This window comes from Nocardia sp. GTS18, from assembly GCF_013839555.1.
GTDB lineage: Bacteria > Actinomycetota > Actinomycetes > Mycobacteriales > Mycobacteriaceae > Nocardia > Nocardia rosealba.
In genome coordinates this window covers 24,439-45,938 of record NZ_JACBIU010000006.1, presented here as the reverse complement: position 1 = coordinate 45,938, position 21,500 = coordinate 24,439, and the positions used below count along the sequence as shown (strand labels likewise).

Genomic DNA, 21,500 nt, shown 5'->3' with positions numbered 1-21,500 from the left:
CGTGGGAGCCCAGAAATCCAGAGCGATGGCGAAGCGCGCGGTGTCGGTGGTTGCTGCTTGGATGGCAACCATGCTGCACGGTCTGTGGTCCCCCGGTTCGGGCCTGCTGCTGTGGCACGACGGGCAACCCGTTGCGGTGGGTTCGGTGCTCGGCGACATTCTCGAGCGCGCGCGGTTCCGGCATCGCGCCGAGGTGCTCGTCGTCGACGAGACGGGCGCACCGGGTCGAGCCGAGGTCCGCGCGCACGCGCTCGCGCCGCCGACGGCCGCCGTCGTGCTGCGCAGCAGGCTGCCTCGCGAGCACATCTCCGGCGACCTGCGATTCCTCGCGCACGTCGCCCGTGGCATCGAGCGCTGGGTGCGGGCAGGTCGGGTGGTGCCGCAGGTGGATCGCGCCGACGGGCAGTGGTGGGTGCGGTGGCGGTTGGTCGGCGGGCAGCGTCAGCGCGCGTGGCTCGCCGAGCTGGCCACGGCCATGCCCGCCGCGCTGCGGGTCGCCGGGCCGCCCACGGGGGTGCTCGAGGACCTGGTCACCGAACTCACCGACCCGATCGCCCGCGAATACCTGAGCCACCGTTCGCTGACGCACCCGCTGCTGGCGGCGCTGATGAGCGACACCCCGCTCGACGAGGGCTCCTACCGGCTGGCCGAAACACTGTCGCAGTGGCGCGAGGGATACGCCGCCGACGAACCCGAACTGGTCCTTCGCCTGTGCGAACCCGACGGCGAATTCGGCACCGACGACGACTCGGTCGCGCTGTGGCGACTGCAGGTTTGTCTGCGCCCGGTCGACGACGCGCCGAAACCCGTTGTCCTCGATGATGATCCGGTCCTGGCACGCACCGCCGCCGAGAAGCTGGGCCAAGCCCGCAAGGCCTACCCGCGCCTGCGTGATCTGCCGACCGACCCGCGCGGCCTCGACCTCCTGCTGCCGACCCAGGTGGTCGCCGACCTGGTGGCCCACGGTGCGCATGCGCTGCAGGAGGCCGGGATTCGCCTGCTGCTGCCGCGCGCCTGGAACATCGCCGAACCGAGCATGCGCCTGCGGGTGAGCAGCCCGGCCGCCGCCGAATCCACCGTCGGCCTGAGCGGATTGCTTTCCTACCGTTGGGAATTGGCGCTCGGGGACATGGTGCTCAGCCCGGCCGAAATGGAACGGCTGGTGCGCAGCAAATCCGATCTCGTCCAGCTGCGCGGTGAATGGGTGCAGGCCGACCACCGCGCGCTGGCGGCTGCCGCCCGGTACGTGGCGCTGCACGCCGACGACACCCCGATCACCCTGGCCGACATGATCGGCGAACTCGCCGCCGAACGGGTCGACAATGTGCCGGTCACCGAGGTCACCGCCGACGGCTGGGCGGCCGAATTGTTCACCGGACACGGCGATCCCGAGCCGGTTCCGGTGCCGATCGGCCTGAAAGCCCAGCTCCGCCCCTATCAGGAGCGCGGCCTGAGCTGGCTGGCCACCATGAACCGGCTCGATTGCGGCGCGATCCTGGCCGACGACATGGGACTCGGCAAGACCGTGCAGGTACTCGCGCTCCTCGTGCACGAACGCGAGGCCGTCGGTCCGGTAGGGCCGACGCTGCTGGTGTGCCCCATGTCGGTGGTCGGCAACTGGCAGCGCGAGACCGAACGGTTCGCACCCGACCTGCGCGTCCTCGTGCACCACGGCACCGATCGGCGCAAAGGCGCGGATTTCGCCGCGGCGGTCGCGGAGGCGGATCTGGTCGTCACCACCTATGCCCTGCTCGCGCGCGACGCCGCGTTGCTGAGCGAACAGCATTGGGAGCGGGTGGTTCTCGACGAGGCTCAGCACATCAAGAACGCGACAACCAGGCAGTCACGGGCCGCCCGCGCCCTGCGGGCCCGGCATCGGCTGGCGCTCACCGGAACGCCGGTGGAGAACCGGCTGGAAGAACTGCGTGCCCTGTTCGATTTCGCCATGCCCAAGCTGCTCGGCAGCCCGCAGTCCTTCCGTGCCCGCTTCGCGGTGCCCATCGAACGTGAACGCGACCAGCAGGCCATCGACCGGTTGCGGCTCATCACCGAACCGTTCGTGCTGCGCAGGCTCAAAACCGATCCGGCGGTCATCAGCGATCTGCCCGAGAAGCTCGAGATGACGGTGCGCGCCAACCTCACCGTCGAGCAGGCCGCGCTGTATCAGGCCGTGGTCGACGACATGCTGGAGAAGCTCAAAGATGCCAAGGGCATGGCGCGCAAGGGCGCGGTGCTCGGCGCGCTGACCAGGCTCAAGCAGGTCTGCAACCATCCCGCGCATTTCCTCGGCGACGCCTCGCCCATCATGCGCCGCGGCGGCCATCGCTCGGGCAAGCTCGCCCTGGTGGAGGACATCCTCGACGCCGTCCTCGCCGATGGCGAGAAGGCCTTGTTGTTCACGCAGTTCCGTGAGTTCGGCGACCTGATCCTGCCGTTCCTCACCGAACGGTTCGGCACTCCCATCCCGTTCCTGCACGGCGGGGTGACCAAGCAGCGTCGCGACGACATGGTCACAGGGTTCCAGGCCGAGGGCGGACCGCCATTGATGCTGCTCTCGCTCAAGGCGGGTGGCACAGGCCTGAACCTGACCGCCGCCAATCATGTGATCCACCTGGACCGCTGGTGGAACCCGGCCGTGGAGAACCAGGCAACCGACCGCGCGTTCCGCATCGGCCAGCAGCGTGCGGTGCAGGTGCGCAAGCTCGTCTGCGTCGACACCATCGAGGAGCGCATCGACGAAATGATCAGCGGTAAAAAGGCATTGGCCGACCTGGCCGTCGGGGCGGGGGAGAACTGGATCACCGAACTGGGCACCGACGAGTTGCGTGAACTGTTCACCCTCGGGGCCGAGGCGGTGGGTGACTGATGGCCGATTTCAGTCAGTTCGGCCCGCGCAAACCGGTGCGCGGCGGTGCGCAGGCGCGCGGCGGTTTCGGGCGCACCTGGTGGGGAAAGTCGCTGCTCGAGGCGGTGGAGAAGGTGGCCGACGCGGGCAGGCTCTCGCGCGGGCGCACCTATGCGCGGGTCGGGCAGGTGGTGAACTATCGCGTGGAGCGCGGCGCGGTCACCGCCGAGGTGCAGGGCAGCCAACCGAGCCCGTTCACCTCCGTGCTGTCGGTGCGGCCGCTGCGCGAGGAGGAGATCGAGCTGCTACTGGCCGAGATCCGCGAAGCGCCAGGGATGCTCGCCGAAATCGCTTCGGGCGCTCTACCGCCCGCACTCGGCCCCCACCTGCTGCCGACCACCGCCGCCGAACTGGACTTCTCCTGCACCTGCCCGGACATGGGCTGGCCGTGTAAACACGTGGCCGCCGTCTGCTACCTGCTCGCCGAACGCCTCGACGAGCAACCGGGCGAAATCCTCACCCTGCGCGGACTCGACCTCGACACCCTGATCGGTGGCGTCGAAAGATCAACCCGCACCACCGATTCCGACGATCCCTACGGTGACCACCTCACCCTCCCCGACCTGCCACGCATCGAATTCCACCCCGTCATCGAGGACCTCGATGCCATGGCTTTGCGCCGTGCCCTACGCATGTCGGCCGAAGACGAGCAGACCGCCGCCACCGGCCTCCGCGAATTACGTTCCCTCTACGCCGAATTCGACAGCTGAGTTCAGCAGGTGCGCTGCGCGGGCTCGCCCCGCAACAGGCCGTGCAGCCACAGCAGCGCGCCCGGCAAGCTCAGCGGGCTGTTGAGCACATGTGACACACCGAGTTTCACCGGATCGCCGGGGAGCGGCTGCTCGTAGTAGGCCACGGTGGCACCGGCGGCGCACCAGTCCGCGGCGAGCCTGCGAGCGCTGTAGGTGGGCACCAGTTCATCATCGGCCGTGCTGTGGATGAGTACCGGGGCGCCGGGTCGCAACTGTCCGACCCGGTCGTCGTCGAGGTGGGCTGCCCAGTCCGGGTCGGAATCCAACGCTTCGACCACGCTCTGTCCGGTGCTCGTCCAGCTACGGCTGTCCCGGAAACCCTGGGTGGCTACGGTTTCGGCCACACACTGCCGTGCGGTGTCGGCCAGCATGCGCTTGCCCGCGTCGTTGAGCAGCCGATCGGTGGCGGGCGCGAGTGCGGGGTTCTCGTCGACGGCGCCGTTGATGTAGTAGCCGAGGGCGCCGGCCAGCGAGCCGCGGTCGAAGTGCCGCAGCTGGGCGCGTGCGTCGACCACCGGTGCTCCGGCGTAGGCGCCGACGATCGGCAGGTCCGGTGCGTAGCTCGGGGCGAGTTCCGCCGCGGCGGCCGCAGCCCCGCCACCCTGCGAATAGCCCCACAGCGCCACCGGGGCACCCGGTTCGAGTCCGTTGCCGGGCAGTTCACGGGCGGCCCGCGCGGCGTCGAGCATGACCTGTCCGGTGGACGCACGCGACATGTAACTGTGCGGTCCCGGAGTGCCGAAACTTTCGTGGTCGGTGAGCATCACCGCACCACCGACCGCGAGGAACGGGTAGATCGCGGCGTACTGCTCGTACTGCACGCCCACATCGAGTCCGCCGTTGTACTGCAACAGAAATGCCAGGGTGTTCGACGGCACGCACTGGTCGCCTTGACCCTGTGTGCCGGGCGCGAGCACGAGCAGCGGCCGCGGACCGGGTCCGACCCACGGCAGGGTCGGCCGCAGATACGCACCGGTCGCCGCGACCGCCGACCCCGTGCGGTCGGTGGCGGAGAACATCACGCGGGTGGTTTCCGCCGGAAGCGGGCCGTTGCTACCAGGCAGGGTGATCGGCAGCGACATGGGTTCGGTCTTGATCGGCTGTCCCGGCGTCGCCGGGATCTCGGCGGGCGGGGTGTAGAACGTGGTGTCGCCGGTCGGACCGAGCGGAGGAGCGGCCACGGCGGGAGCCGCCACCGAAACGGCCATCACCGCGATGACACCACCGACCCAGCACCGAAACCCTGCCGCCACCACAGCTCCCTCGAACGCGTCCTGTTGACAGGGGTCAACGTAGTTGGACTACGCGGTCACTCGCAGTCGATCGGGCTCATAACGCCGGTCCGGCGTCGAGATTCTGTCGAGCCGACGGTTCCTCAGGGCAGGTCGTACTCGAACCAGATGTGGTGGCCGCCGGTGGTGTCGACGTAGAGGGCCCCGGTGCCGGTGATGCCGGTGAGCTCGCCGGTGCCGCTACCGGGGACGATGTGGAAGAACTCGTCGGTCCGATCGGTGCCGCCGGTGGTGGCGGAATGGACGAAGTTGAACGCGCCCGACCTGCCCGCCAGGCTGCCCTCGAAGGACTCCATGGCGATGTAGGTGCCCGCACCCGTCGACATGTCGAACGCCGAGGTGAACAGCGTGGCCGAGGTGCCCGTGATGTCGCCCGCGTAGACCTTGGTCATGTGGGCGATGCCGACCGGCAGGCCGGTGCTGATCGGAGGTTGCGGCTGCAGATCGGTCGGGTCGAAGGCGGTGAGTTCGAACGTGCCGGTCGTCTTCATCCCGTGATGCTAAACCGTGCCACCGACAAAACCCGTCACCCCAGGTCGATGCGGTAAACGCGAACAGCGTTACCGCCGAAGACCTTCCGCAGGTCCTCGGCCGACGCACCGGCCTTGTTGAGCGCCGTCGCGACGGCGTCGACGGCCACGGGGAGGCTGGTGATCGGCTTGTCGACGGGGAAGTTCGAACCCCAGATCAGCCGGTCGGGACCGAAGATCGACAGGGCGTGGGCGAGCATCGGACCCAACCGGTCGACGAGCACCGACAACTGGGTCGACAACCCGCGCGGCGGGACTGGGTGGCCGAGTACCGGCATCATCAGCCCGCTCACCTTGGCGACCACATTGGGCTGGGCGGCCAGATCGGTGATGTCGTCGCGCCAGCGGTCGAAAATGTCGCGTCGCTCGCCCGCTGTCCTGCCGGTGTGTTTGCCGACCGGCCCGAAGATGCCGGCGGGGGTGGCGAGGTGGTCGAGAACGATCGTCACCTCGGGAAAGCGTTCGGCCAGCGCCGTCACCTCGGGCAGCTGGCCCGAATACAGCCAGGCGTCGAAGCTGAGCCCGCGTTCGGCGAGCTGACCGAATCCGTCGAGGAAGGCGGGCGCGGTGAGCAGACCGTCGTGCGCGGCGAACGACTTCACTCCCGCATCGGGATGGTGGGCGACGGTGGCCCGGATCCCGCGCAACAGCGGCGAGGCCGACTGATGCGCGTCGAGCGTTGGGCCCAGATCCGCGGCGGCGGGATCGGCCGAGCCGACGATCGCGGTGAGCGTGGGCGTATCGACCCCGAACGGCAGGCTGGCCACCCAGCGCGTCTCGTCGGGCGCCGAACCGGTCCACTCGGCTTCCACGTGCACGAGCCCGCGCACCGCGACTCCGCCTTGGTCGGTGCGGTAGTCGGCGGGCAGATACGGGCCGAGGTAGGCCGTGGGGTCGCCGACGAACTGGAGGTCGCGGCGCGGGGTGAATTTCGCGGCGAGGTCGACCGGCAGCGGCACATACCGCAGCAGCTTGGCGTGCTTGCTGGACAATCGAGGTGTCGTATGCGGATCCCACTGGTGGATATGCGCATCGATGATGTCGAGCCCGGTCAGATCCATGTACGTCCCATCGCCGCGCCGGCATTGCTTCGGGAATTGTCACACGCCGGCAGCGGCGATGGTCGCATTCGGTCGCCTCAGACGGTTCGCCGATACTGTCCGCCGACGGCGAAAAAGGTATCGGTGACCTGCTGCAGAGTGCATACCCGTGCCGCGTCCATCAGTACCTCGAAAATATTGCCGTCGGTGTGGGCGACCTCGGCCAGGCGGGCGAGCGCGCGATGCGATTCCTCGGCGTGCTCGGCGCGGAACTGTTGCACTCGCTCGAGCTGGGACCGTTTCTCGTCCTCGGTGGCGCGGGCCAATTCCACCGTCGGCGCCGCGGCCTCGCTTTCGGGGCCGCGAAAGGTGTTCACCCCGATGATCGGCAGCGTCCCGTCGTGTTTGCGCTGCTCATAGCGCATCGACTCGTCCTGGATGCGGCCGCGCTGGTAACCGGTCTCCATGGCGCCCAGCACGCCGCCGCGTTCACTGATCCGCTCGAATTCGAGCAGCACCGCCTCTTCGACCAGGTCGGTGAGCTCGTCGATGATGAAACTGCCCTGCAGCGGATTCTCGTTCACCGCCAGCCCCCATTCCTTGGCGATGATGAGCTGAATCGCCAGCGCCCGGCGCACCGATTCCTCGGTGGGTGTGGTGACGGCTTCGTCGAAAGCGTTGGTGTGCAGGCTGTTGCAATTGTCGTAGACCGCGATCAGCGCCTGCAGGGTGGTGCGGATGTCGTTGAACTGCATTTCCTGAGCGTGCAGCGATCGACCGGAGGTCTGGATGTGGTACTTCAGTTTCTGGGCGCGTTCCCCCGCGCCGTACCGGTCGCGCATGGCGACGGCCCAGATGCGTCGTGCCACCCGTCCGATGACCGAATACTCCGGGTCCATCCCGTTGGAGAAGAAGAACGACAGGTTCGGCGCGAATTCGTCGATCGCCAGTCCGCGCGCCAAATACGTTTCCACGTAGGTGAATCCGTTGGCCAGGGTGAAGGCGAGCTGGCTGATCGGGTTGGCCCCGGCCTCGGCGATGTGATAGCCGGAGATGGACACCGAATAGAAATTGCGCACATTGTTGCGGACGAACCACTCCTGCACATCGGCCATCATCCGCAGACTGAACTCGGTGGAGAACAGGCAGGTGTTCTGGCCCTGGTCCTCCTTGAGGATGTCGGCCTGCACGGTGCCGCGCACGGTGGACAGCGTGCGCGCCCTGATCTCGGCGGCCTCCTGCTCCGTCGGCTCCCGGCCCTGCGACTCGGTGAAGCGGTGCACCGCTTGGTCGATCGCCGCATTGAGGAAGAACGCCAGAATCGTCGGGGCCGGGCCGTTGATGGTCATCGACACCGACGTCGTGGGTTCACACAGGTCGAAACCGTCGAACAGGGTGCGCATGTCGTCGATCGTCGCCACCGACACACCCGAGGTGCCGACCTTGCCGTAGATATCGGGCCGCTGCGCCGGTTCGTGGCCGTAGAGGGTCACCGAGTCGAAGGCAGTCGAGAGGCGAGTGGCCTCGGTGTGGGCGCTGAGTGCCTTGAAGCGCCGGTTCGTGCGCGCCGGATCGCCCTCGCCCGCGAACATGCGGGTGGGGTCCTCGTTGTCGCGCTTGAACGGGAAAACGCCTGCGGTGAAGGGGAATCGGCCCGGCAGGTTCTCCTCGCGCAGGAAGCGCAACAGTTCGCCCGCGTCGGTATAGCGGGGCAGCGCGACCCGGGGAACGCTTGTGCCGGAGAGCGATTCGCGCCGCAACGGGGTACGGATCTCGCGGTCGCGTACCCGCACCACCTGCTCCTCGCCCCGATAACTCTCGGCCAGTGCGGGCCATTCGTCCAGCAGGGCCGCCGAGGCGGGCGACAGATCACCGGTCGCCGCCTCCAGCAAGTCGCCGACGGCGGTATCATCGGGCAGCTCCTCGTATACCGCGCGCAATCGCTGAACCCGTTGCGCCGCAGCTATTTCCCGTGCCGTGTCCTGGTGGTAGGCGCGCACCGTCTCGGCGATCTCGGCCAGGTAGCGCACCCTGGACGGCGGGATGAGCTGGGCGAACCTGGTCGACACCTTCGTCTCCACCCGGGGCAGCGCGCCCGGCTCCACCGTGAGGCCGTGCTCGGTGAGCCGGGTGAGCAGATGCTGGTAGAGCGCGGTGACACCGTCGTCGTCGAAGGTCGCCGCGCTGGTACCGAAGACCGGCATGTCGGACGGCTCGGAACCGAATTCCGCACGGTTGCGGATCAATTGGCGAGCCACATCGCGCACCGCGTCGGCCGCGCCGCGCCGCTCGTACTTGTTCACCGCGACCACGTCGGCGTAGTCGAGCATGTCGATCTTCTCGAGCTGGGAGGCGGCACCGAACTCCGGCGTCATCACGTATAGCGCCACATCCACGTGGTCGACGATGCCCGCGTCGCCCTGGCCGATGCCCGGTGTCTCGAGGATCACCAGGTCGAAGCCCGCTGCCCGGCACGCGGCGATCATGGTGTCGATGTCGTCGGGCAGTTCGTGATTGCCGCGCGTGGCCAGCGAACGGAAGTACACATGTTCGCCGTCGAGGGCGTTCATGCGGATGCGGTCACCGAGCAGGGCGCCACCGGCGCGGCGCCGGGTCGGGTCGACGGCGAGCACCGCGACACGCAGCTTGTCCTGCTGGTCGGTACGCAACCGGCGCACCAATTCGTCGGTGAGCGAAGACTTTCCGGAGCCGCCGGTGCCGGTGATGCCGAGGACCGGCACTTCGCGCGTGTCCGCCGCGGCGAGGATCGCGGCGCGGTCGGTTTCGGGCAGGGCGCCCTGCTGCAGACAGGTGATGGTGCGGGCCAAGGCGATTCGGTCGCCGGTGTAGAGGGCGTTCAGATCGGGGGCGACGGCGGCCCGGTCCACATCGCAGAGCCGGATGAGCTCGTTGATCATGCCGGGCAGGCCGAGGCGCTGGCCGTCTTCGGGGGAGAAGATGCGCACCCCGCTGCGGGCCAGGCGTTCGATCTCCTCGGGGACGATCACGCCGCCGCCACCACCGAAGATGCGCACGTCACCCGCACCCGCCTCGCGCAGCGCCTCGGCGAGGTACTCGAAGAACTCGATGTGCCCGCCCTGGTACGAGCTCACCGCCACCCCCTGCACGTCCTCTTCGACCACCGCGTCGACGATCTCGCGCACCGACCGGTTGTGTCCGAGATGGATCACTTCCGCGCCTTGGGCCTGCAGGATGCGCCGCATGATGTTGATCGCCGCGTCGTGCCCGTCGAACAGGGCGGCCGAGGTCACGAACCGCACCGGATGGACAGGAACGTGCAATGAGGTGCTCATGACTTCCTCCGCCATTTTGTAGAACGCCCGATACTAGGACATCAAACTAATCCTACTGTGAACGGCGTCACTGCGAAAGGGGCGCACTCGGGTGTGGTGCCGACATACTCGACGGATGGTTCGCGAACACGGGGTGGGCGTGGCGTTGGAGCGGTTGGTCGCGGGCGGGGTCATCAGTGGTGACCAGCGTGACGCGGTGCTGCGAGCTGTCGAGGCGCAGGAGCGAGCCGGGCGTGCGCCGACCGGCCGGGTGGTCGCCGAGATCGTCGCCTACCTCGGTGCCGGGCTCGTCGCGGCTGGTCTCGGACTGTTCCTCGACCGCGCGTGGGCCGATGTCGCCGACACCGGGCGAGTGGTGTTGCTCGCCGTCGTCACCGGGTGCTCGCTCGGTGGCGCCGTGGTGCTGGCCGGTGGACGGCCCGGCCTGTTCCGCCGTGTGCCCACCGCCACGGCCGTGCGAACCAGGCTCGCGTCGGCGCTGCTGGTGCTGGCGGCCATGGCGACCAGCGGCACGGTGGCGACCGCGTTCGGCGAGCGCGGCGGCGAAGCCGAGATCGCGGCTCTGTGCGCGGGGCTGTTGGTGGCGACGCTCGGCTATCTGATGGTGCCGAGCCTGCTCGGGATGGTCGCGATCGCCGGTTTCGGCGTCGCCACGATCGTCGAGCTCACCGACGGGACGCACCGCTGGCTGTGGCAGGGCATCGCGCTCATGGTCTTCGGGACCGTCTGGTTCGGGCTCGCGTGGGCGCGGTTGCTCGTCGTCGACTGGGCCGGATTCCTGCTCGGTGGACTGATCGCGATCGGAGGCGCGCAATCGGTGACGCTCGGTGAATCGCTGTGGCGCCCAGTCCTTACCGGCTTCGTCGGGGCGGTCTTTCTCGGCACCTATCTGCTTCGGCGCGAACCGGTCCTCGTTCTCGGCGGTTCCGCGTGCATCGCCATCGGCGTCGGTCAGGCGGTCGCCGACAACACGTCAGGCGGGCCTGCCGTCGCCAGCATCGTTCTGGCTGTCGGCGCGGTCGTGCTCACCGGCGGCCTGGTCGCCACCGTCGTCGGGCCGAAACGTCCACTCTGACTCACCCCGCAAGCTGCTCGCGCGGCGCCTCTGCCAGGATCGACGCCAGGATCTCGGTCGCCGCCTCGCGTTCGGCGATGTCGCGCCGCATCCGGTCCAGTTCGGTGCGCAGGTCGTCGGCCATCTCCGGACAGGTCGGCGCGAGATAGGTGCCTGCTTCGGTCATGCAGGGCAGCACCTCGACGATCACCCTGGTGGGCAATCCGGCGGACAGCAGAATGCGGATGCGCCGCACAGCCTCGACGGCGGATTCGTCGAATTCTCGGTAGCCGCTGGGCTGTCGACGTGGGCGCAGCAAACCCTGTTCCTCGTAGTAGCGCAACGCGCGGGTGCTGAGTCCCGTTCTGTGTGCCAGCTCGCCGATCCGCATGTGATGCCCGCCTCAATGCCTTGACCTTCACGTCAACGTAAAACTTTACCGTCGTGGCATGACCGAAACAGCAGCTCCGAAAACATTGGCGGGCAAAACAGCCGTCGTCACCGGTGGCACCCATGGCATGGGCCTGGCTGTCGTCGAGGCGCTCGTTGCGCGCGGCGCCGATGTCGTGCTCACCGGCCGCAGCGAGACCGGTATCGAGAAGGCCAGGGCGACACTGGATTCCGCCGCAGCCCATATCGTCCGATCCGATGCGACCGATCCCGACGACATCGACGCCCTCGGCCGGATCGTCGAGGAACGCCTCGGCGGCATCGACTACCTCTTCGTCAACCATGGCATCGCGGAATTCAAACCCTCCCGGAAGTTACTGTGTCGCACTGGGATCGGGTCTTCGACGTGAATGCCAAGGGCGCGTTCTTCACCACCCAGCGGCTGGTGCCGCTGATCCGCGACCACGGTGCCATCGTGTACACGACGGTGTCCAACGACCGGATCTTCCCCGGGCTCAGCGCGTATTCGGCGGCGAAGGAAGCGGTGCGCGCGTTCTCGAAAGTTCTTGCCGCCAAGTTGCTTCCGCGTGGCATCCGGGTCAATGCGGTGGCACCGGGCTTCATCCTCACGCCGAGTATGGGTGTCGCCGAGCTGACCGAGGAGCAACGCGCCGAGTTCATTCGCGACGGTAAGGCGACGACGCCGATGGCGCGGCCGGGCACAGTCGAGGAGGTGGCTGCCGCGGCGCTGTACCTGGCGGTGGACGCCACGTTCACCACGGGCACCGAACTCGTCGTCGACGGCGGCTTCGCCCAGGGGCTGGGCTAGCGAGCCGATGCGGCCCAACGGGATTCACCGTTGTTTCGGTGGATCCCGAGGCCGGATGCTCCCGGGTGGTTGGCCTGGTGCAGGTTCCAGTCGGCGTCGTAGTCGCCGCTGTCCTGGTGGCGGTAGGGGATGGGCGGTGTCGTCGGCAGGGTGAGTAGCCGGGCGCGCAGGTCGGCGGTGATGGCGGCGAAGCGTTCGTGGCTCACCCGGTTGGTGCCGGGGATGATGACCGGCTCGATCACCTCCATGCCGGTGTAGAAGAAAGTGCCGTGGAGCAGGGGGAAGAGAACCTCCGTGAGGTCGCCGTGGATGCCGCGCGGTCCCAGCCCGGTATGGGCGCCGACCGACACCACCGCCGTGGCGCGCTTGCCTGCCAGGCCGCCGTCGCCGTAGCGGCGGGTGCGACCGGACTCGGGATCACGCACCCCGTACGCGTAACCCTGCACCAGCACGCGGTCCAGCCAACCCTTCATGATCGCGGGCATCCCGTACCACCACAGCGGGAAATGCAGCACCACGGTGTCGGCCCAGGCCAGCTTCTCGTGCTCGGCGCGGATGTCGGCGGCCAGCCGGCCGGTGCGCAGGGCCGCTTCGGATTCGTTGGCCACATCCAACCGCTCGGCGCCGTCATGCGCGAAGTCCTCGGCCGTCACCACGGGGTTCCAGTTCATGGCATAGAGATCGGATTCGATCACCTCGTGCCCGGCCTCGCGTAGCGCGGTGATTCCGGCGGTGCGCAGCTGGGCGGTCAGCGATCGCGGTTCCGGATGGGCGAACACCCACAGCACTCGCATCGGTCGTAGTCCTTTCGGTAGCTCGTTCGTGCTTCCCAGGCTGCCGAGTCCGGCACACGCACACCAGTGGCCGGAAAGCCGATATGTGAAAGGATCGGGCCATGGCTGTCCATCGGGTCGCGGTCCTGGCTCGTACCGGGGTGATGCCGATGGAGCTCGGCATCGTGCACCAGATCTTCGGCTCGGCCCGCTCCGCCGACGGCGAGCGCCTCTACGAGGTGCTGACCTGCGCGATCGAACCGGGCCTCGTGCGCACGGACGCCGATTTCGCCATCGCCGTCGAGCACGGCAGCGCGGCGCTCACCACCGCCGACACCATCGTCGTCCCGGCCTCGCACGAGCTCGACGAGGTCAGCGACGCCGCGCAGGACCAGGTCGCCGAGCAGCTGCGCCTGGCACGTGCGGCGGGTCGCCGGATCGCGTCGATCTGTACGGGCGCGTTCGTACTGGCCCGCGCAGGCCTGCTCGACGGGCGCCGCGCGACGACCCACTGGCTGTCCGCCGACCGGCTCCGCGCGGCCTTCCCGGCAGTGCGTATCGACGCCGCCGTGCTGTTCACCGAGGACGACGGCATCTTCACCGCGGCGGGCGAAGCGGCAGGCATCGACCTGTGCCTGCATTTGATCCGCACCGACCACGGCGTGGCCGTCGCCGGTGACGTCGCACGGCGCACGGTCGTGCCGCCCTATCGCGAAGGCGGCCAGGCGCAGTTCATCGATCTACCGCTCCCGGCCGAGGACGAATCGACGACCAGCCGCACCCGGGCATGGGCACTGAACCACTTGGATCGGCCGCTCACCCTGCGCGTCCTCGCCGAGCACGCCACCATGAGTCCGCGGACTTTCACCCGCAGATTCCGGCGCGAGACCGGGATGTCGCCGGGAGCCTGGCTCGCCGCACAGCGGCTGATCAGGGCGAGGCAGTTGCTCGAGCAGACCACGCTCGGTGTCGACCAGATCGCCGAGCGGGCCGGGTTCGGTACCGGCGCCTCCCTGCGTCAGCACTTCGCGCGATCGCTGGGCACCAGCCCCTCGGCGTACCGGGCCACCTTCCACGGCGGCGGATAGTCAGCGGATGAGGGTTGTCTGCTGGGCGCGGATGGTGCGGAAGAAGCGGGGGCCCACGTCGGGGCCGTAGTGGTTGTAGGCGTCGATGATCTCGGCCAGTTCGTCGGCGAGGGCGCGCAGGTCGCGGGTGGCGACGATGCGGTCGAACTCGTCGGACTCCCAGCCCCACTGCGGCGGGATGTCGTCGATCGTGACGACGATCTGGTCGGCGAAGGGTGTGGTCACCGCGACCGTGAGTTCGGCCGGCGCTGCGGCCAGTGGGCTGTGCACGATCACCTCACCGGGCGCACCGGGGGCGAAGGTGCGCGCGAAGGAGATGTCCTCGCGCACCGACTCCACGATGGCGGCCGTGGTCGCGTGTCTGCCCGGCCGGTGGTGCCGCTCACCGTAGACCCGATCCGAAGGTCGAGAAGGGTTGCCGCCACTGGTTTTTCGCAACAGCCGGTCGAGCATGCGCTGGGCGGTCGCGCGTTCGCCCGCACCGGTGTTCGCATGGTCGATCAGCGCGCGCAGCCGGGATATCCGTGCGAAGTTGTCGGTGCCCATGCGCCGATTCTGCCCCACGCACCGGCGTGGAATGGGTCACAACTCGCACCTCGCGGCTGCGGGTACTCGGACATCCGACTTTATCGTGACGGACATGGGTGAAGCCGAAGTGTTGTTCGAGGTCCGCGACCGGCTCGGTCTGATCACGCTGAACCGGCCGAGGGCCATCAACGCGCTCAACCACGCGATGAGCCTGGCCGTCACCGACGCCCTGCGTGCCTGGGCGAACGACCCGACCATCGACACCGTCGCCATCGTCGGCGCGGGTGAACGTGGCCTGTGCGCGGGCGGCGACATCGTCGCCATCCATCGCGACGCCAAGGCGATCAACGACGGCGGCCCCGGCGCGCCCGCCCCGCTCGACACCGCGGCGGCCGCGTTCTGGCGCGACGAATACCTGCTCAACGAGCTGATCGACAGCTACCCCAAGCCGTATGTGGCGATCATGGACGGCATTGTGATGGGCGGTGGCGTCGGTGTCTCGGCGCACGGCAGCCACCGCATCGTCACCGAACGCTCGCAGATCGGCATGCCGGAGGCGGGCATCGGTTTCGTGCCCGATGTCGGCGGCACCTACCTGCTCTCGCACACACCCGGCGAGCTGGGCACCCACGTCGCCCTCACCACCGCGCGGATGGGCGCGGGTGACGCGATCGTCGCCGGTTTCGCCGACACCTTCGTGCCCTCGGCCGACCTGCCCGCGCTCCTCGACGCCCTGCGCACCACTCCCGCCGACGCGGCCATCGCCCGATTCGCCACGCCCGCACCGGAATCCGAGCTGGCCGCGCACGCCGACTGGATCGACCGCTGCTACCGCGCCGACACGGTCGAGGAGATCATCGCGGCCCTGCGCGCGGCCGACCTCCCCGAGGCGACCAAGGCCGCCGAGGACATCCTCGCCAAGTCGCCGGTCGCGGTGAAGGCGACGCTGCGCGCCCTGCGCAACGCCCGTCGGCTCAGCCTGGCCGCCGCTCTCAATGTCGAATTCCGGATCACCGTGGCCGCGCTGAGCACCCACGACCTGGCCGAGGGCATCCGCGCCCAGGTGATCGACAAGGACCGCACGCCACGCTGGTCGCCCGCGACCCTCGCCGAGGTCACCGACGCGCAGGTCGACACCTACTTCGCCCCGCTCGGCGACCGCGAACTCGGTTTGCCCGTGTAGTCCGGTGGCGGCGCCGCTCGGTATCGTCTGCAGACCATGAGCGAGTTCGAGACGATTCTGTTGGAACGCAAGGGCGGCAGCGACGGCAAGGGCGGGGTCGGCTGGATCACGCTGAACCGTCCCAAGGCCCTCAATGCCCTCAACGCGCAGGTGCTCGCGGACATCACCGCCGCGCTCGACGAACTCGAGCGCGACGATTCGATCTGCGCCGTCGTCCTCACCGGTTCGGAGAAGGCCTTCGCCGCCGGTGCCGACATCAAGGAGATGGCGACCAAGTCCTACATGGACATGTTCCTGGCCGACACCTTCGCCGGCTGGGACCGCCTGGCGAACTTCCGCAAGCCGACCATCGCCGCCGTCGCCGGTTACGCGCTGGGTGGTGGCTGTGAGGTGGCGATGATGTGCGACATCCTGATCGCCGCCGACACCGCCAAGTTCGGTCAGCCCGAGATCAAGCTCGGCGTCATCCCCGGCATGGGCGGTTCGCAGCGGCTCACCCGCGCGGTCGGCAAGGCCAAGGCGATGGACCTCATCCTCACCGGCCGCAACATGGGCGTCGAGGAGGCCGAACGGGCCGGTGTCGTATCGCGCATCGTGCCCGCCGACCAGCTGCTCGATACCGCGCTCGAAGCGGCGCAGACCATCGCGAGCATGTCGCTGCCCGCGGCCATGCTCGCCAAGGCCGCGGTCAACCGGTCCTTCGAGACCAGCCTGGCCGAAGGTCTGCTGTTCGAGCGCCGGGCGTTCCACTCGCTGTTCGCGACCGACGACCAGAAGGAAGGCATGGCCGCCTTCACCGAGAGGCGGCCGCCGAACTTCACCAACAGCTAGTTATTTCGCGGGTAGCGAGCCGTCGATGAACTGGGCGGGCGTGGGCGGGGTCTTCTCGTCCGCCCGGTCGTCGGTGCCGAGCAGCCCGGCGACCGCGCCGCCCAGGGTCGCCGTCACCGCTACGGCGGCGAGGAATTTGCGCCGACCGGGGCCGGCCGGTGCGACCTGGTCGGCCGTCGCGCCCGCCCGCAACCGTGGCATGCGCAGCCGCGACGGTTTCCTGGCGGCGAGCAGCACCGCGCCGCGTGCCGAAACATATTCCGGCTCAGGGTCGTACACGATCGGCAGGTCGACCAGCTGACCCACGGCGTGCCGCAGCGCCGGGTTGCGGACGCATCCACCGAGCAGGACGAGCGCACCGGGTCGTACGCCGGTGTCCTCGATCATCTTCCGCACGAACGATGCCGAATGATGCAGTCCCGCTTCGCACAAGGCGGCCAGATCGCTGCGGGTGACTACGGCGCGCTCGCCGGTATCGGCGTCGGTGGCGGTGACAACCCTTGCGCGGCTGAGCATTTCGCGGTGGGTACGGGTGGTACGGCGGTCGGCCGCGACACCGCCTCGTGCCAGTTGCCAGCGCAGCAGGGCGTCGTAGCCGTCGCCGCTGAGGACGGTGCTGCGCTGACTGGCCAGGATGGTGTCGGTGCGGCAGTCGGCGTGGGTGACGGTGAGGCCGGAGCTGCCGAGGTCGTAGAGCATCACCGAATCGGTGTCGGGCAGCAGGCCGGTGAAACGCAGGTAGCGCAGCTGGGCGAGCGGTTCGTCGACGATGGTCACCGAAGGGCCCGCCGCCGCGCGGATGGCGTCGCCGTGCAGGTCGCTGCGACAGGTGACGACGGTGGCGGTGACGCACTCGTCGCGGGCGATGGCCGCCACCCGCATCCGGCGGATCGCCGCGAGTACCGATTCCTCCACCGAGGCGCCCGCGCGGCGCGGGATACGCACTCTGTCCAGTGGCGGTAGATGCGGTTGGTCGGTGTGGTTGAGCACGGCACGGGCCCCACCCGCACCCGCCGACACCCCGAGGACCAGCACCATGCGCTACATGGTGGACCTTTTCGCGCTACCTGCCAAGCGAGTCGGCCCGCGATTCGCGGCTCAGTCCCTCAGGTCGCGTGGAATGCGAGGTTTGCCGTGTCGTCGAAATCCCCGGCGGCATGGCGGAACCGGGCGAGCAGCTCGAGCAGTTGTCTGCTCTCGCCCGGTGCCAGGCCCGGTTCGGCGAAAACCTGCGCGTTCAACGCCTCGGTCGCCTCGGCGACGGATTTCCTTCCGGCGGAGGTGATTTCGATGAGCGTGGCACGGCGGTCGCTCGGATGTGGCACGCGCTCGACAAGTCCGGCCGCTTCCAGCCGGTCGACCGTATTGGTGACGCTGGTGGGGTGCACCTGCAGGCGCGCGCTGGCTTTGGCCATCGGCAGTGCGCCCGTGCGGCTGAAACTGAGCAGCTGCAGCAGTTCGTAGCGGGAGAAGGTGAGTCCCGAAGGTTTGAGGGCCTCGTCGACGCGGGCCATCACGATCTGCTGGGCCCGGACCAGGGAGGTGACAAGGGCCATGCCGTCGGCGACCGATCCCCAGCCGTGCTCGATCCATTGCCGGTGTGCCTCGGCGATCGGGTCTCGGGGTAGCGGTCCGGTTCGTGACATGTTTTCGATCATGTCACGAACCGGGCCACGTTCCGCATAGAGCGAGCGGCGGGAATCGAACCCACGTGAACGGCTTTGCAGACCGTCGCCTAAACCTCTCAGCCACGCCCGCCTCGCCATTGATGATGCCGGTGCGTGGCGGGTGTGCCCAGGGTTGCGATCACGGTGATCGCAATGTCAGTGCTTGTTGGCCGGGGCCGAGCAGATCTTCCAGGTGCCGTCTTCTTTGGTGAGGTGTTCCTCGGTGCTGTCCTCGGTGTCGGGCTCCTCGCCTTCGACCGAGAGGGTCAGCTGACCGACCACGGTGGCTTCCGCGTCGTCGCCGGTGATGACGATGTCGCGCACGTCGTCGATGCGCGCCGACACCGTCGCGGTGTCGAACTGTTTGCGCTGCTCCGGGGTGAGGTTCTCGATCTCGGCCCGATCGGCGGCGCACGCCAGTTCGGACGCGGCGATGAACCCGTCGGAATCGAGCGTGTCGTAGAAGTCGCGAATCGCCACCTCGATCTTCTTGGCGTCCGAGGCCAGCGGCGTGCGCCCCTGCACGGTGAGCACCACCCCCGCCGCCAGCGCACCCAGTACGACCAGCGCCAATACCCCCAACCCGATGAACAACCCGGTCCGCTTCTTCTTCGGCGGCGGCCCCGCTTGCGCCCCGAAGCCGCCGGGCGGCGGACCACCCGCCCCCGGATAGCCCGGCTGCGGTTGCCCGCCCTGTGGCTGCCCAGCCGGTGGTTGCCCCGGCTGTGGTTGCCCCGGCTGGGGCTGGTCCCCGAACCCGTCTGATGGATTAGTCATGCCCGCTCCTGCTGTCACCGGGGACAGGGCCCCGAAACCTGTGGAACCGTGCGTACAACCTGATGAACAACTGCGATGAACCGACAAGGCCCGACCGAACGGACGGGGCTTGGAACGCGATGTGCCCTCGGCGGGATTCGAACCTGTGGCACTCATGGGCCGGAGGCGGCTTCGAGTCCTGCTGATGTTTCCGACGTACCGTAGCCTGCCGATTTCGCCCGTCGGAATCCAGGTCGGACTGCCCGCATACCGGCCTCGGGGTGTACAGCGGGCCGTCGCTGCTGTAGTCATCGACGCATGAAAGAGCCTGTGCCATCGGAGAATGCGCTCTTGCAGGTATGGCGTGGGTCGACCCGGACGGCGCGCGCCGCGATGGCCTTTGCCTTGTCGGCGGCGGTCTCGGCGTTGGTCATGTACCGACTGCGTTCCCCGCTCGACTTCTACGAGCTCGGTTACGCGCTGATCTACTGTGCGATCCCCGGGATTCTCGCCGGCGTCGCGTTCGTGCTGGCGATCCGCGCTCTCGGCGGTGCGGAACAAGAAAACCGGCTCGGCCTGGCCGCGCTCGCAGTCGCGATTGTCATCATCGCGATCGCTGTTCACCGGGTAGCGCGCGTGGTCGTCATGATCATGATCATCTCGACAATGTCGGATTTCGGTTAGCCTCGCGGACGACAAAGGCCCCCGACCGCTGGTCGGGGGCCTTTCTCAAGTGTGCCCTCGGCAGGATTCGAACCTGCGGCCTTCTGCTCCGGAGGCAGACGCTCTATCCCCTGAGCTACGAGGGCGGGATAGATGCCGGTCGCCGGTGGGGCGATCGGGCAGCGACAGCGTATCGCATCGGGTGCGGTGCGCCAAAAACGGTGCCGGACCGGGGGGTTGATCCCGGCCGGCACCGGGGTCAGCCGAGGGGGAGGGGGGCGGCGCCTCGGGTGGTGAGCATGGTGGTCATCAGGGTCGATTCGCCGGATTGAGTTTTCGACATGGTGGCCGCGAGGGAGCGGACCGCGGTGGTCGAGGCCTGTTCGGCGGCGTAGTCGAGCATGGGGACGCCGCCCTGGTGGTGGCGCAGCATCAGTTGCAGGAACATCGTGTCCAGGGCCGGGCCGGTGGCCTGGCGCAGGGCGGTCATCTCCTCCTGGCTGGCCATCCCGGGCATCGCGGACACGGGGCCGTGGTGTGCGGTCGTCGGGCTCGCGCCGTGACCGTGTGCGCCGGTGTCGCTCATCCAGCCCATGAAACCCTCGACGCTCTGGCTCGGGGCGTCCCACAGCTGCAACCAGCCCTGCATGCGGCCGATCTGGTTCGACTGGGTGGTCATGATGTCGTAGGCCAGGCGGCGCACGTCGTTGTCGGTGGAACCGATCAGCGCGATGCCCGCCATGTCGACGGCTTGGGCGTGGTGCACCGACATGTCCTGGTTGAAACCGATGTCGACCGGCCCGGGTGCGGCCGACTCGGCCTTCTCCAGCGGCATCCGCAGCAGTACACCCGCTACGGCGCCGAGCAGGAGCAGGCCGATCGCACCGAGCACCAGCACCGCACCGGCAGGGCGCCTGCCGGTGGGTTCGTCGGTGGTTTCACTCATCACTGACCGGCCGGCGCGCCCGGCATCGGGATGCCCGGCAGGCCGGGGACACCCGAACCGAGTCCGCCGAGTTCGCTCGCGTCCTGGTTGGCGCCGGTGCCGTCCATCGGGATGGCGTCGGGGCCGTAGGGCGAGGAGTCGAACGGCGGCGGGTTGTTGGCGTCGAAGATCGGGTTAGAGCAGCTGGCGCCGACCTCGGGGTGCGCGTACGGGTTGGTGCGCAGCGCGGAGATGAACTGCTTGATGCGCGCGTCCTCGGCCGAGTCCAGCTTCAGCTGGTGGCCCCACGACTGCAGCGCGATGGGCTTGTCGAGGGTCGGGTACGGCGACATCATCGTGTACGGCCGGTCCTTGACGAAGTTCGACAGCTTCTCCACCCCGGCCGCGTCGACCTTGTCGGGGTTGTAGGCGATCCACACCGCACCGTGCTCGAGCGAGTGCACCGCGTTCTCCATGCGGATCGGCTTGGCGTACACCGTGCCGGTGCAGTTGGCCCAGGCCACATCGTGCGGGCCACCGTAGGCGGGCGACTTGTCGTAGGCGACGCGCTGGGTCTCGGTGACGTGCAGTGCCGCCGGGTACTCCTGCTTCACGACGCCCTCGATCTTGGCCGCCGGATCCTGGTTCTGCTCGCTGGGCGCCCACTCGGACAGGTCGGTCTGCGCTTCGCGGATGGCTGCCTGGTCCATGTACTTGGGCACCAGGCTGTAGGCCAGCAGGCCGATCAACGCGACGATGGCCACGCCGCCGCCGAGGAGGGCCCAGGGCACTTCGCGCTTCTTGCCCGGAAGTTTGCCCTTGCCCGGTTTGCGGGACGGAGACGACTTCCCCGCGGCCCGGACGGCCTTGGCTGATGTTGCGCTTGTCCTGCTCGGCATCGCTCGGTTAGCTCTTTCGACGTATGGATCGGTGCGTTCGTGGCGGGCGGTCGTGGTTGCGAGCCGCCCAGCCAATAGGAT

General features: G+C 68.5%; 19 protein-coding genes, 2 tRNA genes and 1 pseudogene. 8 read left to right on the top strand and 14 right to left on the bottom strand.

Going from position 1 to position 21,500, the window contains the following annotated elements:
- Positions 1 to 61 precede the first annotated feature (61 nt).
- A complete protein-coding gene (locus tag HYG95_RS08750; RefSeq protein WP_181697501.1) occupies positions 62 to 2,866 on the top strand; it encodes a DEAD/DEAH box helicase in 2,805 nt (934 codons plus the stop codon).
- Positions 2,866 to 3,615: an SWIM zinc finger family protein gene (locus HYG95_RS08745; RefSeq protein WP_181697500.1), complete on the top strand. Its 750-nt coding sequence runs from the start codon at positions 2,866 to 2,868 to the stop codon at positions 3,613 to 3,615. The genes HYG95_RS08750 and HYG95_RS08745 overlap by 1 nt, the downstream gene beginning before the upstream one ends.
- Before the next feature lie 2 nt (positions 3,616 to 3,617).
- Here HYG95_RS08745 and HYG95_RS08740 read toward each other — a convergent pair whose 3' ends face one another.
- From HYG95_RS08740 to icmF, 4 genes are all read right to left on the bottom strand, one after another.
- Positions 3,618 to 4,910: a lipase family protein gene (locus HYG95_RS08740; protein ID WP_181697499.1), complete on the bottom strand. Its 1,293-nt coding sequence runs from the start codon at positions 4,908 to 4,910 to the stop codon at positions 3,618 to 3,620.
- A gap of 122 nt (positions 4,911 to 5,032) precedes the next feature.
- On the bottom strand, positions 5,033 to 5,440 hold the full coding sequence (locus HYG95_RS08735; RefSeq protein WP_067490513.1) for a DUF3224 domain-containing protein: 408 nt from the start codon (positions 5,438 to 5,440) through the stop codon (positions 5,033 to 5,035).
- 35 nt (positions 5,441 to 5,475) lie between these two features.
- Positions 5,476 to 6,540 carry an amidohydrolase gene (locus HYG95_RS08730; RefSeq protein WP_181697498.1) on the bottom strand — a complete coding sequence of 355 codons (1,065 nt, stop codon included), beginning with the start codon at positions 6,538 to 6,540 and terminating at the stop codon, positions 5,476 to 5,478.
- A gap of 77 nt (positions 6,541 to 6,617) precedes the next feature.
- Entirely contained in the window at positions 6,618 to 9,833 is a 3,216-nt protein-coding gene (gene icmF / locus HYG95_RS08725) for a fused isobutyryl-CoA mutase/GTPase IcmF (RefSeq protein ID WP_255495096.1), read from the bottom strand.
- Between the two features lie 115 nt (positions 9,834 to 9,948).
- On the opposite strand from icmF, the gene HYG95_RS08720 reads away from it, so the two are divergent.
- The gene (locus tag HYG95_RS08720) at positions 9,949 to 10,908 is read left to right on the top strand and encodes a DUF2157 domain-containing protein (RefSeq protein WP_181697496.1); all 960 of its coding nucleotides are present in this window, start codon (positions 9,949 to 9,951) and stop codon (positions 10,906 to 10,908) included.
- A 1-nt stretch (position 10,909) separates the two neighbouring features.
- On the opposite strand, the gene HYG95_RS08715 is transcribed toward HYG95_RS08720, so the two are convergent.
- Positions 10,910 to 11,278 carry a MerR family transcriptional regulator gene (locus HYG95_RS08715; RefSeq protein ID WP_181697495.1) on the bottom strand — a complete coding sequence of 123 codons (369 nt, stop codon included), beginning with the start codon at positions 11,276 to 11,278 and terminating at the stop codon, positions 10,910 to 10,912.
- Between the two features lie 84 nt (positions 11,279 to 11,362).
- On the opposite strand from HYG95_RS08715, the pseudogene HYG95_RS25125 reads away from it, so the two are divergent.
- Positions 11,363 to 12,106, top strand: a pseudogene (locus HYG95_RS25125) (SDR family NAD(P)-dependent oxidoreductase); the annotation flags it as partial.
- Here HYG95_RS25125 and HYG95_RS08705 read toward each other — a convergent pair.
- Positions 12,103 to 12,900: an NAD(P)H-dependent oxidoreductase gene (locus tag HYG95_RS08705; protein ID WP_181697494.1), complete on the bottom strand. Its 798-nt coding sequence runs from the start codon at positions 12,898 to 12,900 to the stop codon at positions 12,103 to 12,105. The pseudogene HYG95_RS25125 and the gene HYG95_RS08705 overlap by 4 nt on opposite strands.
- Before the next feature lie 101 nt (positions 12,901 to 13,001).
- Here HYG95_RS08705 and HYG95_RS08700 point away from each other — a divergent pair, with 101 nt between their 5' ends.
- On the top strand, positions 13,002 to 13,967 hold the full coding sequence (locus HYG95_RS08700; RefSeq protein ID WP_181697493.1) for a GlxA family transcriptional regulator: 966 nt from the start codon (positions 13,002 to 13,004) through the stop codon (positions 13,965 to 13,967).
- Here HYG95_RS08700 and HYG95_RS08695 read toward each other — a convergent pair whose 3' ends face one another.
- Positions 13,968 to 14,513 carry a hypothetical protein gene (locus HYG95_RS08695; RefSeq protein ID WP_181697492.1) on the bottom strand — a complete coding sequence of 182 codons (546 nt, stop codon included), beginning with the start codon at positions 14,511 to 14,513 and terminating at the stop codon, positions 13,968 to 13,970.
- 94 nt (positions 14,514 to 14,607) lie between these two features.
- Between HYG95_RS08695 and HYG95_RS08690 the strand changes: the two genes are divergently transcribed.
- On the top strand, positions 14,608 to 15,678 hold the full coding sequence (locus tag HYG95_RS08690; protein WP_181697491.1) for an enoyl-CoA hydratase/isomerase family protein: 1,071 nt from the start codon (positions 14,608 to 14,610) through the stop codon (positions 15,676 to 15,678).
- A gap of 36 nt (positions 15,679 to 15,714) precedes the next feature.
- On the top strand, positions 15,715 to 16,509 hold the full coding sequence (locus HYG95_RS08685) for an enoyl-CoA hydratase (protein ID WP_181697490.1): 795 nt from the start codon (positions 15,715 to 15,717) through the stop codon (positions 16,507 to 16,509).
- Here the strand turns inward: HYG95_RS08685 and HYG95_RS08680 are convergent, their stop codons facing one another.
- From HYG95_RS08680 to HYG95_RS08665, 4 genes are all read right to left on the bottom strand, one after another.
- Positions 16,510 to 17,547, bottom strand: coding sequence for a hypothetical protein (locus HYG95_RS08680; protein ID WP_181697489.1), 1,038 nt, complete (start codon positions 17,545 to 17,547; stop codon positions 16,510 to 16,512).
- A gap of 68 nt (positions 17,548 to 17,615) precedes the next feature.
- Positions 17,616 to 18,155 (bottom strand): MarR family winged helix-turn-helix transcriptional regulator, encoded by a 540-nt coding sequence (locus tag HYG95_RS08675; protein WP_225282111.1) that lies wholly within the window; start codon positions 18,153 to 18,155, stop codon positions 17,616 to 17,618.
- 40 nt (positions 18,156 to 18,195) lie between these two features.
- A tRNA-Cys gene (locus tag HYG95_RS08670) sits at positions 18,196 to 18,267 on the bottom strand.
- A 65-nt stretch (positions 18,268 to 18,332) separates the two neighbouring features.
- A complete protein-coding gene (locus HYG95_RS08665; RefSeq protein ID WP_181697487.1) occupies positions 18,333 to 18,953 on the bottom strand; it encodes a hypothetical protein in 621 nt (206 codons plus the stop codon).
- Positions 18,954 to 19,283: 330 nt separating this feature from the next.
- Here HYG95_RS08665 and HYG95_RS08660 point away from each other — a divergent pair, with 330 nt between their 5' ends.
- Complete coding sequence (locus tag HYG95_RS08660) at positions 19,284 to 19,616, top strand: hypothetical protein (protein WP_181697486.1); 333 nt, start codon at positions 19,284 to 19,286, stop codon at positions 19,614 to 19,616.
- A gap of 52 nt (positions 19,617 to 19,668) precedes the next feature.
- Here HYG95_RS08660 and HYG95_RS08655 read toward each other — a convergent pair.
- The 3 genes from HYG95_RS08655 to HYG95_RS08645 all read right to left on the bottom strand — a co-directional run bounded on the left by HYG95_RS08655 (position 19,669) and on the right by HYG95_RS08645 (position 21,419).
- Positions 19,669 to 19,741: transfer RNA gene (locus HYG95_RS08655), tRNA-Arg, on the bottom strand.
- A 113-nt stretch (positions 19,742 to 19,854) separates the two neighbouring features.
- A complete protein-coding gene (locus tag HYG95_RS08650; RefSeq protein WP_181697485.1) occupies positions 19,855 to 20,541 on the bottom strand; it encodes a DUF305 domain-containing protein in 687 nt (228 codons plus the stop codon).
- Positions 20,541 to 21,419: a DUF3105 domain-containing protein gene (locus tag HYG95_RS08645; protein WP_181697484.1), complete on the bottom strand. Its 879-nt coding sequence runs from the start codon at positions 21,417 to 21,419 to the stop codon at positions 20,541 to 20,543. Before HYG95_RS08645 ends, HYG95_RS08650 begins: the two co-directional genes overlap by 1 nt.
- Between the last annotated feature and the right edge of the window lie 81 nt (positions 21,420 to 21,500).

Coding starts and splice junctions, on each gene's coding strand:
- HYG95_RS08750 (WP_181697501.1), top strand. CDS start 62: ATGGCAACCATGCTGCACGGTCTGTGGTCCCCCGGTTCGGGCCTGCTG.
- HYG95_RS08745 (WP_181697500.1), top strand. CDS start 2,866: ATGGCCGATTTCAGTCAGTTCGGCCCGCGCAAACCGGTGCGCGGCGGT.
- HYG95_RS08735 (WP_067490513.1), bottom strand. CDS start 5,440: ATGAAGACGACCGGCACGTTCGAACTCACCGCCTTCGACCCGACCGAT.
- HYG95_RS08730 (WP_181697498.1), bottom strand. CDS start 6,540: ATGGATCTGACCGGGCTCGACATCATCGATGCGCATATCCACCAGTGG.
- icmF (WP_255495096.1), bottom strand. CDS start 9,833: ATGAGCACCTCATTGCACGTTCCTGTCCATCCGGTGCGGTTCGTGACC.
- HYG95_RS08720 (WP_181697496.1), top strand. CDS start 9,949: ATGGTTCGCGAACACGGGGTGGGCGTGGCGTTGGAGCGGTTGGTCGCG.
- HYG95_RS08715 (WP_181697495.1), bottom strand. CDS start 11,278: ATGCGGATCGGCGAGCTGGCACACAGAACGGGACTCAGCACCCGCGCG.
- HYG95_RS08705 (WP_181697494.1), bottom strand. CDS start 12,900: ATGCGAGTGCTGTGGGTGTTCGCCCATCCGGAACCGCGATCGCTGACC.
- HYG95_RS08700 (WP_181697493.1), top strand. CDS start 13,002: ATGGCTGTCCATCGGGTCGCGGTCCTGGCTCGTACCGGGGTGATGCCG.
- HYG95_RS08695 (WP_181697492.1), bottom strand. CDS start 14,513: ATGGGCACCGACAACTTCGCACGGATATCCCGGCTGCGCGCGCTGATC.
- HYG95_RS08690 (WP_181697491.1), top strand. CDS start 14,608: ATGGGTGAAGCCGAAGTGTTGTTCGAGGTCCGCGACCGGCTCGGTCTG.
- HYG95_RS08685 (WP_181697490.1), top strand. CDS start 15,715: ATGAGCGAGTTCGAGACGATTCTGTTGGAACGCAAGGGCGGCAGCGAC.
- HYG95_RS08680 (WP_181697489.1), bottom strand. CDS start 17,547: ATGGTGCTGGTCCTCGGGGTGTCGGCGGGTGCGGGTGGGGCCCGTGCC.
- HYG95_RS08675 (WP_225282111.1), bottom strand. CDS start 18,155: ATGTCACGAACCGGACCGCTACCCCGAGACCCGATCGCCGAGGCACAC.
- HYG95_RS08665 (WP_181697487.1), bottom strand. CDS start 18,953: ATGACTAATCCATCAGACGGGTTCGGGGACCAGCCCCAGCCGGGGCAA.
- HYG95_RS08650 (WP_181697485.1), bottom strand. CDS start 20,541: ATGAGTGAAACCACCGACGAACCCACCGGCAGGCGCCCTGCCGGTGCG.
- HYG95_RS08645 (WP_181697484.1), bottom strand. CDS start 21,419: ATGCCGAGCAGGACAAGCGCAACATCAGCCAAGGCCGTCCGGGCCGCG.